The 13,512-nt window shown below is 65.9% G+C and carries 15 protein-coding genes; 5 read left to right on the forward strand and 10 right to left on the reverse strand.

Going from position 1 to position 13,512, the window contains the following annotated elements; genetic code table 11:
• Positions 1-20: 20 nt before the first annotated feature.
• The 5 genes from WH265_RS14740 to WH265_RS14760 form a co-directional block, all read right to left on the reverse strand.
• A complete protein-coding gene (locus WH265_RS14740; RefSeq protein WP_027010425.1) occupies positions 21-440 on the reverse strand; it encodes an organic hydroperoxide resistance protein in 420 nt (139 codons plus the stop codon).
• 42 nt (positions 441-482) lie between these two features.
• Entirely contained in the window at positions 483-953 is a 471-nt protein-coding gene (locus WH265_RS14745; protein WP_021024946.1) for a MarR family winged helix-turn-helix transcriptional regulator, read from the reverse strand.
• Positions 954-1,110: 157 nt separating this feature from the next.
• Positions 1,111-1,914 carry an HpcH/HpaI aldolase family protein gene (locus WH265_RS14750; RefSeq protein ID WP_021024947.1) on the reverse strand — a complete coding sequence of 268 codons (804 nt, stop codon included), beginning with the start codon at positions 1,912-1,914 and terminating at the stop codon, positions 1,111-1,113.
• A gap of 33 nt (positions 1,915-1,947) precedes the next feature.
• A complete protein-coding gene (locus tag WH265_RS14755; RefSeq protein ID WP_339516308.1) occupies positions 1,948-2,322 on the reverse strand; it encodes a hypothetical protein in 375 nt (124 codons plus the stop codon).
• Positions 2,323-2,358: 36 nt separating this feature from the next.
• Positions 2,359-3,255 (reverse strand): 3-hydroxybutyryl-CoA dehydrogenase, encoded by an 897-nt coding sequence (locus WH265_RS14760; RefSeq protein ID WP_148293008.1) that lies wholly within the window; start codon positions 3,253-3,255, stop codon positions 2,359-2,361.
• Positions 3,256-3,410: 155 nt separating this feature from the next.
• Here WH265_RS14760 and purT point away from each other — a divergent pair, with 155 nt between their 5' ends.
• On the forward strand, positions 3,411-4,640 hold the full coding sequence (gene purT / locus WH265_RS14765) for a formate-dependent phosphoribosylglycinamide formyltransferase (protein ID WP_339558769.1): 1,230 nt from the start codon (positions 3,411-3,413) through the stop codon (positions 4,638-4,640).
• Positions 4,641-4,756: 116 nt separating this feature from the next.
• Here the strand turns inward: purT and WH265_RS14770 are convergent, their stop codons facing one another.
• On the reverse strand, positions 4,757-6,463 hold the full coding sequence (locus WH265_RS14770) for a tannase/feruloyl esterase family alpha/beta hydrolase (protein ID WP_339558770.1): 1,707 nt from the start codon (positions 6,461-6,463) through the stop codon (positions 4,757-4,759).
• Between the two features lie 173 nt (positions 6,464-6,636).
• Positions 6,637-8,121 (reverse strand): AMP nucleosidase, encoded by a 1,485-nt coding sequence (locus WH265_RS14775; RefSeq protein ID WP_021024952.1) that lies wholly within the window; start codon positions 8,119-8,121, stop codon positions 6,637-6,639.
• Between the two features lie 155 nt (positions 8,122-8,276).
• Here WH265_RS14775 and dbpA point away from each other — a divergent pair, with 155 nt between their 5' ends.
• The 4 genes from dbpA to WH265_RS14795 all read left to right on the forward strand — a co-directional run bounded on the left by dbpA (position 8,277) and on the right by WH265_RS14795 (position 11,853).
• Entirely contained in the window at positions 8,277-9,686 is a 1,410-nt protein-coding gene (gene dbpA, locus WH265_RS14780) for an ATP-dependent RNA helicase DbpA (protein ID WP_021024953.1), read from the forward strand.
• 22 nt (positions 9,687-9,708) lie between these two features.
• Positions 9,709-10,662, forward strand: coding sequence for a cation diffusion facilitator family transporter (locus WH265_RS14785; RefSeq protein ID WP_339558771.1), 954 nt, complete (start codon positions 9,709-9,711; stop codon positions 10,660-10,662).
• Between the two features lie 59 nt (positions 10,663-10,721).
• Positions 10,722-11,186 carry a D-aminoacyl-tRNA deacylase gene (dtd, locus tag WH265_RS14790; RefSeq protein WP_339534742.1) on the forward strand — a complete coding sequence of 155 codons (465 nt, stop codon included), beginning with the start codon at positions 10,722-10,724 and terminating at the stop codon, positions 11,184-11,186.
• 85 nt (positions 11,187-11,271) lie between these two features.
• Entirely contained in the window at positions 11,272-11,853 is a 582-nt protein-coding gene (locus WH265_RS14795; RefSeq protein WP_339558772.1) for a sugar O-acetyltransferase, read from the forward strand.
• A gap of 13 nt (positions 11,854-11,866) precedes the next feature.
• Here WH265_RS14795 and WH265_RS14800 read toward each other — a convergent pair whose 3' ends face one another.
• Genes WH265_RS14800 through WH265_RS14810 form a run of 3 tightly spaced genes read right to left on the reverse strand, consistent with a single transcriptional unit; the run spans position 11,867 to position 13,481 of the window.
• Positions 11,867-12,205, reverse strand: coding sequence for a DUF6616 family protein (locus WH265_RS14800; RefSeq protein WP_339534746.1), 339 nt, complete (start codon positions 12,203-12,205; stop codon positions 11,867-11,869).
• A gap of 14 nt (positions 12,206-12,219) precedes the next feature.
• Complete coding sequence (locus WH265_RS14805; RefSeq protein WP_339558773.1) at positions 12,220-12,990, reverse strand: DNA alkylation repair protein; 771 nt, start codon at positions 12,988-12,990, stop codon at positions 12,220-12,222.
• On the reverse strand, positions 12,987-13,481 hold the full coding sequence (locus WH265_RS14810) for a MarR family winged helix-turn-helix transcriptional regulator (protein WP_339558774.1): 495 nt from the start codon (positions 13,479-13,481) through the stop codon (positions 12,987-12,989). Before WH265_RS14810 ends, WH265_RS14805 begins: the two co-directional genes overlap by 4 nt.
• Between the last annotated feature and the right edge of the window lie 31 nt (positions 13,482-13,512).

A 13,512-nucleotide genomic window follows, 5' to 3' on the forward strand; every position in this document is an offset into this window, starting at 1 on the left:
CAATCGTTGAACTGCGCGACTTAGACCACCACGGTCAGGGTCTTGTCGATATTGCCGCGGGTGGCGTTCGAGTAAGGGCAGACCAGGTCGGCGTCATGCACCAGCTTTTCGGCCACGGCCTTGTCCATGCCGGGCAGGTTGACCGTCAGGCGGGCAGCGATGCCGTAGGCATTGGGGATGGGGCCCAGGTCCACTTCGGCGTCGATCGACAGGCCATCGGGCAGAGCGAGCTTTTGCTTGCCGGCCACGGCCTTCATCGCGCCGATAAAGCAGGCGGAATAACCGGCGGCAAACAGCTGCTCGGGGTTGGTGCCCTGGCCGCTGGTGCCGGGCGAGGACAGCTGCACATCCAGGCGGCCATCATTGGTGCGCGATGCGCCGTCGCGTCCGCCGGTGGTGTGTGCGTGGGCGGTGTACAGAACTTTTTCGAGAGTAGCCATGGTGAACTCCTGGTCAAGGGTGGAACGAAAAAACATGCTTCATCAAGAAGCGGCGGGCAGCGGCGCGGCCAGTCGGCTGCGCAGCTGTTGGATCTGTTGTGTCAATGCCTGCAGCTCCTGCACCGTGCATTGGCTGTGCGCGAGCACACAGGCAGGGATGGCCGCGGCTTGCTCGCGCAGCTGGCGGCCGGCCTCCGTCAGATACACGCGCACACGGCGCTCATCGTCGCTGTCACGCTGGCGCTGCAGCCAACCTGCGGTCTGCATGCGCTTGAGCAGCGGCGTCAAAGTACCCGAATCCAGATACAGACGCTCGCCCAGCTCGGAGACCATGCAGCCATCGCCCTCCCACAGTACCAAGAGCACCAGGTACTGCGGGTAGGTCAAACCCAATGGTTCGAGCAAGGGCTTGTACAGCTTGGTCATCGCCAGCGAGCTGGAGTACAGCGCAAAACACAGCTGCTGGTCGAGCAGCAGCGCGTTGTGGGCAGTGGCAGGGGTGGCGTTGGGCATGGGTTGAATTATCGTGCTCAATTAAATTGTGTGCAACTTAATTGGGGAATCACCTGCCGGGAGCAGGGTGTTTGGCAAGGGCCGGTGCAGGGGCCCTGGATTCGTCTTAGGAAGAGGCAACCCGCGTCTCAGACGGAAGCTGGGTCGCCTAGCGTTCTCAGTAAGCCGTCTGCACCACTTGGCCGCTGCTGTCCTTGAACTTGGCCGCCACCGCATCGGCAGCGGTGCGCAGCAGGATCAGGTCCATCGAGACGGCGACAAACTGCGCGCCCAGCGCCAGGCATTCGCGGGCGCGGGCCTCGTCCACCATCAGGATGCCGGGGGCCTTGCCGGCCGCGCGGATGCGGGTGATGGCGTTGTCAATCGCGGCATTGACGACCGGGTGGCGCGGCTGGCCAGGGTAGCCCATGCTGGCCGACAGATCGGCCGGGCCGATAAAGATGCCATCCACGCCATCGACGGCTGCGATGGCCTCGATCTGGTCCAGCGCCTGCGCGGTTTCCACCTGCACCAGCAGGCACAGCTCCTTGTCGGCATCGTCCACATACTGCATGTCGCGGCCAAAGTTGCTGGCGCGCATCGAGCCGCCCATGCCGCGAATGCCCTGGGGCGCATAGCGCATGGCCTGCACGGCGGCGCGGGCCTCGTCGGCGTTTTGCACAAAGGGGATCAGAATGGTCTGGGCGCCAATGTCCAGGTAGCGCTTGATGAGGACTGGATCGTTCCAGGCCGGGCGCACCACGGCGCTGGTCGGGCGGGGCTGCAGGGCGGCTTCTACCGCCTGGAGCTGCTGCAGCACCTGGGGCACATCGTTGGGCGAATGCTCGGTGTCGAGCATGATCCAGTCATAGCCGCTACCGGCCAGCAGCTCGGTGATGTAGGGCGAGGGAAAGGCCGACCACAGGCCGATCTGCGCCTGGCCGGCGGCCATGGCTTTTTTGAAGAGGTTGGGTGTTGGCATGCTTGTCTCTGTTGTATGTGATGAGGTGTTTGCTCAGGGCAGAAGGTGGATCTCGTCGTTGCTCAGCCGCGTGCGGCAGCTGCCGGCCAGGGTGTGCCACTCGCTGGCGCCCAGGTCCAGCGCCTGCTGGTCCGCCATGGCCGTCACGCTGCGGCAGATGGGCTTGAAATGCTTGGCCGCCACCGTGTCGCGCCCATAGCGCTGGTAGTAGCGCTTGAGGTGCAGATCGGCGGCCGGCACCCGGGCGGCCACATAGGCCAGGTAGTCGCGGTAGAGCGCATCGACCGGCGCCTCTTCGAGCTGCTGCTTCCAGAGGCGAAAGCCGGCCATGCAGGCCACCAGGGCCAGCACCAGTGCAGTCACCGGCAGGGCCTTTTTCCAGATCGGGGTGCGGCGTGGCGCGGACATGGGGCAGGGATCGCTGGGCAGCGCGGGCGCGCGCGCTCAGGCGTAGCTGTAGACGCCCTTGCCGGTCTTGCGGCCCAGCTGGCCGGCGGCGACCATTTCCTTGAGCAGCGGGCAGGGGCGGTATTTGCTGTCGCCAAAGTCTTTCAGGTAGACCTCCATCACGGCCAGGCAGACATCCAGGCCGATCATGTCGGCCAGGGCCAGCGGGCCAATCGGGTGGCTGCAGCCGAGCTTCATGCCGTCATCGATGTCCTGGGCCGACGCAATGCCTTCGGCCAGCACATAGAAGGCCTCGTTGATCATCGGCACCAGAATGCGGTTGACGACAAAGCCGGGCGAGTTCTTCACGCTGATCGGCGACTTGCCCAGGCTCTCGGCCAGCGCCTTGACCGCATCGTGCGTGGCATCGCTGGTTTGCAGGCCACGGATCACCTCGACCAGCGCCATCAGCGGCACGGGGTTGAAGAAGTGCATGCCGATGAACTTGTCCGCGCGCTTGGTGGCGGCTGCCAGCTGGGTGATCGAGATCGACGAGGTGTTCGAGGCCAGCAGCACCGAAGGGTCGAGCAGCGCATCGACCTGCTGCAGGATCTTGAGCTTGAGCTCGTAGTTCTCGGTGGCCGCCTCGATCACCAGCTGGGCCTTTTGCAGGTCTTCATAGCGGGTGCTGCCCTGGATGCGCGCGAGGGCGGCGGCCTTGTCGGCTTCGCTGATCTTTTCCTTCTTGATCAGGCGGTCCAGGCTACTGCCCACCGTTGCCAGGCCCTTTTGCACGGCCGCCTCCGAAATGTCCACCATCACCACATTCAGCCCGGCCACCGCGCAGGTCTGCGCAATGCCGTTGCCCATGGTGCCTGCACCAATTACGCCTACGGTCTGGATCGTCATCTGTCTTCCTTGGGTCCTGTTGCTGGGAGAGGGGCTGGCCTGCATCCGCCCTGCAGTGCCTATCGGCAAGCCCGGTGCCAAGATCATAGCGGCTGGTGTTGCAGTGCGGCACAAACTGGGCGACAGAGCGCGGGGATAGGCGAGGGTTCTAAAATGCCCCCCATCGCTGCGCCGCAGCCCCTTTGTTGACACGACCTGATATGACCACCTTCGGCACCCCGCTCACCAAGAACGCAACCAAAGTCATGCTGCTGGGCAGCGGCGAGCTGGGCAAGGAGGTGCTGATTGCCTTGCAGCGCCTGGGCGTGGAGACGGTGGCGGTGGACCGCTATGACAACGCGCCCGGCCAACAGGTGGCGCACCATGCCCGCACCATCACGATGAGCGACCCGGCCCAGCTGACGGCGCTGATCGAGGCCGAAAAGCCCGACCTGGTGGTGCCCGAGATCGAAGCCATTGCCACGCCCGCGCTGCAGGCGTTGGAGGCCGCTGGCACCGTGCGCGTGGTGCCGACGGCCCGCGCCACCCGGTTGACGATGGACCGCGAAGGCATCCGCCGCCTGGCCGCCGAGACCCTGGGCCTGCCCACCAGTCCCTACCAGTTCTGCGACAGCCTGGCCGAGCTGCAGGCCGCCATCGATGGCGGCATTGGCTACCCCTGCGTGGTCAAGCCGGTGATGAGCAGCTCGGGCAAGGGCCAGAGCAAGATCGATGGCCCGGCCGATGTGGAAAAGGCCTGGAACTACGCGATGGCAGGTGGCCGGGTGCAGGGCGGCCGCATCATCGTCGAAGGCTTTATCGACTTTGACTACGAAATCACCTTGCTGACCGTGCGCGCCAAGAATGCGGCCGGCCAGATCGAAACCCATTTCTGCGAGCCCATCGGCCATGTGCAGGTGCAGGGCGACTATGTGGAGAGCTGGCAGCCCGCGCGCATGGCGCCCGCTGCGCTGACCTTGGCGCAGGACATTGCCCGTGCCATCACCAGCGACCTGGGCTCCGGCCTGAACGGCGAGCCCGCTGGCCTGGGCCTGTTTGGCGTGGAGCTGTTCGTCAAGGGCGACCAGGTCTGGTTCAGCGAAGTGAGCCCGCGCCCGCATGACACCGGCATGGTCACCATGATCACCCAGTGGCAAAACGAGTTCGAGCTGCATGCCCGCGCCATCCTGGGCCTGCCGGTGGACACCAGCCTGAAGACCGCTGGCGCCAGCGCCGTGATCTACGGCGGTGTCGATGCCCAGGGCATTGTGTTTGACGGCGTCGATGCCGCCTTGCAGATCCCCGGCACCGAGGTGCGCCTGTTTGGCAAGCCCGAGAGCTTTAGCCGCCGCCGCATGGGCGTGGCGCTGGCCCGCGCGGCCGATACCGATGCCGCGCGCGACAACGCCAAAAAGGCGGCAGCGCTGGTCAAGCCCCGCGTGGCGGAGTAAACGGCTGCTGAGCGAGCGCTCAGCACCGCATTAGATTTATCCGATAAAAAAGCATCTGGCTGCCCTTGAGAAGGGCGTCCAGATGCTTTTGTTTTGCTGGCTTGCTGAGGCCGCTTTTAGTTGGTTTGGCAGCTGTAGTTGTCGGCCACGTTCACATCACCACTGCCCTTGTAGCGCGGCCAGGTCGGGTACTCGCACAGCGGCCGGGTGCGGCCCGGCACGCCAGCGGTGTCGCTGACCACCTGGGCACCAGGCGCGGTGCCAGCGGTCACCCACTGGTCCAGCGCCTTGAGCGAGTCCCAGTTGGCATTGAAGGCGGTGCTGGCTGCATGGCCGTAACCGGGCACTTCGTAGTAGCGGGCAAAGCCCTTGACGGCAGGGGCGCCCATGGTCTGCTCCAGGCGCTGCCAGTACTGCGCGGTGGCGCGGGTGCTGACGAGCACGTCGGCGGTGCCATGGGCCATCAGCAGCTTGCCGCCGCGCTTGTTGAAGGCCGACAGGTCGGTGCTGTTGATGTCCTGCAGCTTGGTGAGCTGGTTGATGCGGTCGCTCCAGGCGCCGGGGTTTTGCGGGTCCAGTGACAGCGCGTCAAAGTTGGCATCTCGGGTCACAAAATAGCGCACCCACTGGTCCCAGAACACGGCCCAGTACGGGGCGGTGAGCGGCGCGGGGCTGGCCGGGGCGGTGGTGTTCATCGCCAGCAGGTTGACGGTGGGCTGCAGCGGGCTGCTGCCTTCCTCGCCCAGCTCCGAGCCCCAGACGTTGAAGCCGGGGTACTGCGTCTCGCCGCTGCCCAGCGGCGCGCTGAAGCGGATTTCGCTGTTGTAGGTCTTGAGCGCGCTGATCATCGCGTCGGACAGGCAGCCCTCCTGGCTCGCGCCGCCAGGGCAGCGCAGCGGCTGGCCATTGAGCGTAGCGGTAGCAGGGTCAAACTGGCTGTTGCAGGCCGCCACATTGCTGACCACGCCGTCCTGCACGCCGTCGAGCGCATCGCACTTCTCCAGCGCCGCCTGGCGCAGCAGCTTGCGCTGGCCCAGGCTGGGGTAGGCGCCGGGCTGGGCAAAGGCGCGGCTGATGCGGCCAAACTGCAGATCGAGGCTGGCCGCATTCCAGGCCGGGTACCAGGCGACTACGCCATCCCAGTCGGACGGCCATTTCTGCGCCACGGCCAGTGCTTCGCGCCCGCCGGTGGAGCCGCCCATGAAGTAGCGCTTGTCCGGCTTTTTGCCGTAAAAGCGCGTCACCAGCACATCGGCCACGTCGCTGACCTTTTTCAGTGCAGCGCCCGAGAAGTTGGCGACCGCTTCGTCATTCGTGCCAAAGCTGCCGTCGCGGCTGCCGGCAGCCCCTGCCTGGTGGCCCGAGTCGCTGCCAAACACCGCATAGCCCTGGTTGAGCAGCGGGTAGGCACCCTGGCTGGCGGGGGCGGCCGGGTAGGTGTAGAGGCTGGGCATCACGCCGTTGTAGCCGCCGCCGCCCACCATCACCACCTTGCCGTTCCACTCCTTGGGCAGCAGCAGGCCCATCTTGATGGCCGGGGCGCCGGGGTCGACCGGGGCGATCGAGATATTGGCCCGTACCGAGGCGGGCGGCTGCGCGCCACTGGCAGCCGTTGGCGTTTCGGTCGAGGTCACCGTGGCTCCGCTGGTGGGCAGGCCGATCTGGCTGGCCGCCACCTGCTGCTTGGCCAGCGCCAGGCTGGCCTCGTCAAAGTTAAAGCTGTGGGAGCCGCCGCTGCCGCAAGCGGACAGCGCAAGGACCGCGCTGGCGACGGCCGTCAGAGGGATAAAGCGCCGCAGGGGTGGGAGGATGGTTGTGGTCACTGTGTCTCCTGGTTGTTATGGTGCGGGCGCAAAGGCTTCTTTACGGCCCGCCGACCATTGTGGAAGTGACGCCCACAGTTATCCACAGGGTTTGCAGTTAGGTAGTTCCCCATAAGTAAAAAAGCCAGCACGCTTGTGCTGGCATTGGAGTAGGGGCGCTGCCGATGCGGCTTTTACTGGAAAGCCACCTCGGCAAAGCTGCGCAGCTTGCGGCTGTGCAGCCGGTCCACGCCGCCTTCACGCAGGATGTTGACCGCACGCATGCCGATGCGCAGATGCTGGTCCACCCGCTCGCGGTAGAAGTGGTTGGCCATGCCGGGCAGTTTGATCTCGCCGTGCAGCGGTTTGTCGCTCACGCACAGCAAGGTGCCGTAGGGCACGCGAAAGCGAAAGCCATTGGCGGCAATGGTGGCACTTTCCATATCGAGCGCCACGGCCCGGCTCTGGCTAAAGCGGCGCTGGGGGGTGTTGTCGGGCAGCAGCTCCCAGTTGCGGTTGTCGGTGCTGGCCACAGTGCCCGTGCGCATGAAGCGCTTGAGGTCGTCCTCGGGCACCTGGGTGACATCGGCCACCGCCTGCTGCAGGGCGACCTGGATCTCGGCCAGCGCCGGGATGGGCACCCACAGCGGCAGCTCTTCGTCGAGCACATGGTCCTCGCGCACATAGGCATGGGCCAGCACATAGTCGCCCAGCTGCTGGCTGTTGCGCAGGCCGGCGCAGTGGCCCAGCATCATCCAGGCATGGGGGCGCAGCACGGCGATATGGTCGGTGATGGTCTTGGCATTGGCCGGGCCCACGCCGATGTTGACCATGGTCGTGCCCGACTGGTCGGCGCGCACCAGGTGGTAGGCGGGCATCTGCGGCAGGCGCGGCGGCGGGTTGCCCAGCGCGTCCACCGCTTCGGGCGCCAGGCCCTGGCGGCGGGTGACGACATTGCCCGGCTCGATAAAGGCGATGTACTCGCTGTCCGGGTTGGCCATCTCGGCACGGCCCAGGCGGATGAACTCGTCGATATAGAACTGGTAGTTGGTGAACAGCACAAAGTTCTGGAACCACTCGGGCAGGGTGCCGGTGTAGTGGCGCAGGCGCTGGAGCGAGTAGTCCATGCGCGGCGCGGTGAACAGCGACAGCGGATGCGCCTCGCCCGGTTTGGGCTCCCAGGTGCCGTTGGCGATGCCGTCGTCCATCGCATGCAGGTCGGGCAGGTCAAACACATCGCGCATCAGCATGCGGCGCTCGGCGCTCAGCTGGCCTTCGATATGGTCGTTGTCGGCAAACGAGAAATGGATGGGGATGGGCTGGTTGCTGGTGCCCACCTCCAGCTCCACGCCGTGGTTCTCGATCAGCAGCCGGAACTGCTCGGCATAGTAGTTGGCAAACAGGTCGGGGCGGGTCAGCGTGGTCTCGTAGTGGCCGGGGCCCTCGACAAAGCCATAGGCGAGCTTGCTGTCGGCCCGGGCCACGGTGCGCGTGTGCAGGCGCACAAAGGGGTAGCAGGCGCGGTAGGGGGCCGCCGGAGTCTCGCCGGCTACAAAGCGCTGCATGGCCTGGCGCAGAAAGCCGATTTGCTCGGCATAGATGGCCTGGACCTGCGCCAGCGCGGAGGAAGCCGTGCGGTGGCTGGTCGGTGCGGTAAAGGCAGGTTTGGTAAAGGTCATGCACCATTGTGCATCTGCTTTGGGGCCCTGGCATGACAAATCAGGGCCCGGTGTTGCTGGCAGTCGGCACCGGTGGCCGGCGGCGCCAAGGCCGGATTCAGGGGTACCCGCAGGGCCGCCAGCGGCTGCCAGGCCGGGCGCGGGATAATTGCGCCATGAATGCACCAAATACCACCGCCAACGCAGCGGACGCCAGCTCTTTCAGCCAACTGCCCCTGGGCCAGACCATGCAGGCCAATCTGCAGCAGCTGGGCTACACGCAGATGACGGCGATCCAGGCGGCCAGCCTGCCCTTTGCGCTGCAAGGCAAGGATGTCATTGCCCAGGCCAGCACCGGCAGCGGCAAGACGGCCGCCTTTGGCCTGGCCCTGCTCGCCCGGCTGAACCCGCGCTGGTTTGCCGTGCAATCGCTGGTGCTCTGCCCCACCCGTGAGCTGGCCGACCAGGTCGCCACCGAAATCCGTCGCCTGGCGCGCGCCGAAGAGAACATCAAGGTCGTCACCGTCTATGGCGGTGTGCCTTCGCGCAACCAGATCGCCAGCCTGGAAAACGGTGCCCACATCATCGTTGGCACCCCGGGCCGGGTGATGGACCTGATGGAGCGCGGCGTGATCGACCTGGCCGCGCTCAACACCTTGGTGCTGGACGAGGCCGACCGCATGCTGGACATGGGCTTTTATGGCGACATCGTCACCGTGGCCAGCCAATGCCCGGCCGAGCGCCAGACCCTGCTGTTCTCGGCCACCTACCCCGAGGGCATTGCCCAGCTGGCCGAGCGCTTTATGCGCGATCCGCAGACCGTCAAGGTCGCCTCGCAGCACAGCGCGCACAAGATCGCGCAGCGCTGGTACGAGGTCAAGGAATCCGAGCGCCTGCATGCCGTATCGCAGCTGCTGGCGCATTTCCGGCCCGAATCGTCCATCGCCTTTTGCAACACCAAGCAGCAGTGCCGCGACCTGGTCGAGGTGCTGCAGGCCCAGGGCGTAAGCGCCTTGGCGCTGTTTGGCGAGCTGGAACAGCGCGAGCGCGACGAGGTGCTGGTGCAGTTTGCCAACCGCAGCTGCAGCGTGCTGGTGGCCACCGATGTGGCCGCGCGCGGCCTCGATATCGCCAACCTCGCCGCCGTCATCAATGTGGACACCACGCCCGATGCCGAAGTGCATATCCACCGCATTGGCCGCACCGGCCGAGGCGATGCCGAAGGCCTGGCGCTGAGCCTGGCCAGCATGGACGAAATGGGCTCGGTCGGCAAGATCGAGCTGCTGCAAGGGCGCGAGTCGCAATGGCACCCGCTGAGCGAGCTGACCCCCGCCTCCAACCAACCCATGGTGCCAGCGATGCGCACCATCCAGATCATCGGCGGACGCAAGGAAAAGATCCGTGCCGGCGATGTGCTGGGCGCGATGACACGCGACTTTGGCTATACCAAGGAGCAGATCGGCAAGATCAATGTGAACGACTTCTCGACCTATGTGGCCGTCAGCCGAGATATCGCCCACCAGGCGGTGGACCGGCTCAACAGCGGCCGGGTCAAGGGCAAGACTGTCAAGGCGCGCCTGCTGTAAACCCGGCCGCACCCCGCCCGCCATGAAACCTGCCTTACCCGCCGCAGCGCACAGCCGCTGGACCACGCCCGAGAACCTGCTGCGCATCTCGGTGGTGGTGGCCATTGCCACCATTGCCTTGAAGACCAGCGCCTGGGCCGTCAGCGGCTCGGTGGGCCTGCTGTCCGATGCGCTGGAATCGCTGGTCAACCTGGTGGGCGCGCTGTTTGCGCTGGGCATGGTCACCATTGCCAAGCGCCCGGCTGACGAGGGCCACCCCTATGGCCACACCAAGGCGGAGTACTTCTCGGCCGGCTTTGAGGGCCTGCTGATCTTTGGCGCGGCCATGGCCATCGTCTGGGCTTCGGTGGACCGTTTGCTCCATCCCCAGCCGCTCGAGCAGCTGGGCTGGGGCATTGCGCTGTCCATGCTCAGCACGGCGCTCAACGGCGGGCTGGCCTTCGTCATGTTGCGGGCGGCCCGCGCGCACCATTCGATGGCGCTGGAAGGCGATGGCCGCCACCTGATGACCGATGTCTGGACCTCGGTCGGTGTGGTCGGCGGCTTGCTGCTGGCAATGCTGACGGGCTGGCATTGGCTCGATGCAGTGCTGGGCATTGCGGTGGCCTTGCATATCTTCAAAGAGGGTGGCCAGCTGGTCTGGCGTTCGTCGCAGGGCCTGATGGACGAGTCCATCGATGCGGAGACCCTTGCCAAGATCGAGCACTGCGTGCGCAGCTTTGAGGCGCAAACCGGCGGCGCTGTGCATTGCGACAAGCTCAGCACCCGGCGCGCCGGCGCGCTGCACTTTATCGACATGCACCTGCACATGCCCGGCGGCTGGACCCTCGCCCATGCCACCCAGCTGCGCATGCAGCTGGAGGCCGCTTTGCTGCAGGAGCTGCCGCAGGCACGCATCAGCATGGAAGTGTTGCCGCTGGGCGTACAAACCCAGACCGAGGCCGTGCAGCGCGTTGGCGATGCACCCAGCCCCTGAACCATGAACCCCGGCTGCAGCGCCCTGGCCTGCCGCCTTTCCGGAAGCAAGAATCTCCGATGATCAGCGTATTGCAACGGGTGCGCGAAGCGCGTGTTGAAGTGGACGGCCAGGTGGTCGGCCAGATCGGCCATGGCCTGCTGGCCCTGGTCTGCGCCGAGCGCGGCGACAGCCAGGCAGAAGCCGACAAGTGGTTGGCCAAGATGCTCAAGCTGCGCATCTTTCAGGACGAGGCCGGCAAGATGAACAAGAGCGTCGTCGATGTGGCCGGCGGCCTGCTGATCGTGAGCCAGTTCACGTTGGCGGCAGACACCAGCGGCGGCAACCGCCCCAGCTTTACCCAGGCCGCGCCCCCAGCCGATGGCGAGCGCCTGTACGACTATGTCGTGGCGCAGGCGCGCGCGCAGCACCCGGAGGTGGCGACGGGCCGCTTTGGCGCCGACATGAAGGTCTACCTGATGAATGACGGCCCGGTGACGATCCCGCTGCGCATTGCGCCGGCCGCTGCGGCGCCGGGCGCTTGAAGCCTATCCACAGCCAGGTCATCGGAAGCTAGCCAAGCAGCAGCTAGACTCAGTCCTTTTGCCACCGAGAGGACGAGAGACACCGATGACCGAGATGGAAAAAGCCGCTGCCGGCCTGCTGTACGACGCCAACCATGACCCCAGCGTGCTGCAGCTGCGCGATGCCGCCAAGGAAAAGCTGTGTGCCTTCCAGCAAATTAGCGCGCACCGGCGTGCAGAGCGCGAAGCGGTCTTGCGCGGCCTGCTGGGCAAGCTGGGCCGCAATCCCGTGTTCGATGGCCCCTTCTTGTGCGACTACGGCTTCAACATCGAGATTGGCGACAACTTCTACACCAATGTGAACCTGGTCATCCTCGATGCCGCCAAGGTCCGCATCGGCAACAACGTCTTTATCGCGCCCAATGTCGGCCTCTACACCTCCGGCCACCCGCTCGATGCCGCGCGGCGCAACCAGGGGCTGGAATTCGCCCTGCCCATCACCATTGGCGACAACGTCTGGATCGGGGCGGGCGTGCAGGTGCTGCCCGGTGTCAGCATCGGTGCGGGCAGCGTGATTGCGGCTGGCGCCATCGTTACCAAGGATGTGCCCGAAGGCGTGGTGAGCGCCGGCAACCCGGCGCGGGTGCTGCGGGCCATCACCGACAAGGATGCACAGGCCTATGCCTGAGTAGGGCGGTTCCTCAAGCCGCTGCCAATGCTGCCAGATGGGCATCCACAGCGCCTGTACCACTGGCGGCATTCACATGCGCAAAGTACTGGTACCAGCCGCTGGCCTCGATCGCGGCCAGCAAGGCATCGCGTGCTTGTGGATCAGGAAAGCGCCAGATGCCCAGGTACTGGTGCGGGCTGGCTTGCGCAATGGCGGCATCGGTCTCTGCCAGCGACAACAGTTCAATCCCCAGGCTGGAAAGCTGCCCCAGGCCCTGGCCGATGGTGGCCAGAAACTGCTGGCGCTGTGCAGCAGGCAGCGCCTGCCAGGCGGCGTTCGGGGTGTAGAGTTCGACAAGGTAGCAAGACATGGCTGGGGCTTATTTCAGCGAATACTGCGCAGCGCGCGTTGGCAGATACGTGCGGTGCTGGGCGATGGCGTATCGCCCAGCCACTGGCTGCAGAGCTCGCGCACCCAGCCGGGCTGGTCCTTGGCGGCGTCGTTGAGCCAGTTGGCGACGGAATCCTGCACATAGATGGAGGGGTCAGTACGCAGCGCTTGCAGCAGCGGCAGGGCCTGCGCGGGCGCCTTTTTGAGCGCGGCGATATGGGCACACCAGACGCCACGCGGGCGCAGTGCCTCGCAGGCAAAGCGGCGCAGCTTGTCAGACGGCGATGCTGTCCAGGGCCGCAGCTGTGCGATGGCCTCGTCCAGAGCGCTGGCCAGATGCGGGCGCAAGGCCATCCAGGCCCATTCGCGCACGCCAAAATGCCCATCGTCGGCCAGGCTTTCAATGGCGGCCAGGCGTGCCGGCAGGGCCAGCCCCACTTGGGCACCCACCATAAAACAGGCCCAGCCGCGCACGGTGTCGGCCCGGTGGCTGCGGCACTGCGCGATGCCTTCGGCGCCCAGCGCATTCAGCAGCAGCTCGCCGATGCGGCCCATGCGCCCCAGAATGCCCAGCGTGCAAGCCGCATCGGCTTGCTGCAGGGTCTGGGCAGAGAGACCGGGAAAGACGGTGCGCAGCAGCTGCGCCTGGTCCAGCGCCGTGCATTCGGCCAGCGTGGCGGTGGCGATTTCGCCGTTGGACAGTGCTTGCAGCACATCGGCGGGAATATCAGCAGCGCGGCTGGCGCCTTTGCGGGGGTTGCTCATGGCGCTGCCTGGCCCAGGTTGCGGGCCACCTTGTCCAGCAGCTGGGCCAGCTGCTGGCGCTCGCTGGCCGACAGGCCGCCGTACAGCCCGGCGATCCAGTGGCTGTGCTGGGCAAACACCTGTTGGGCCAGCTGCCGGCCTTTGCCGGTGAGCCGTATGCGCAGCGCGCGGCGGTCGCTGGCCTCGGCATGGCGGGCAACCAGGCCTTCGCGCTCCAGGCCATCGAGCAGGCCGGTGACGGTGGCCCGGGTCACGCCCGCACGCTCGGCCAAGGTATTGGGCGCCAGGCCATCGGCCGCTGCCTCCAGCAGGAACAGCAGCACAAAGCGCCCTTCCGACAGGCCATGCGGCGCCAGCAAGCGGGCGCAGTCGCGGTCAATGTCTGCTGCCAGCGTGAGCGTCTGGAAGCAAAGGCGAATCCCTGCCACATCGGGCATGCCGCGCCGCTGGGCTTCGTCCAGCAGGGCATTGTATTTTTGGGCGAGTTGCATGGTGGTGGCTAATAGTAAGGTGGCTAATTAT

The organism is Comamonas sp. MYb396 (assembly GCF_037479555.1).
In the GTDB taxonomy this organism is placed as follows: Bacteria; Pseudomonadota; Gammaproteobacteria; order Burkholderiales; family Burkholderiaceae_C; genus Comamonas.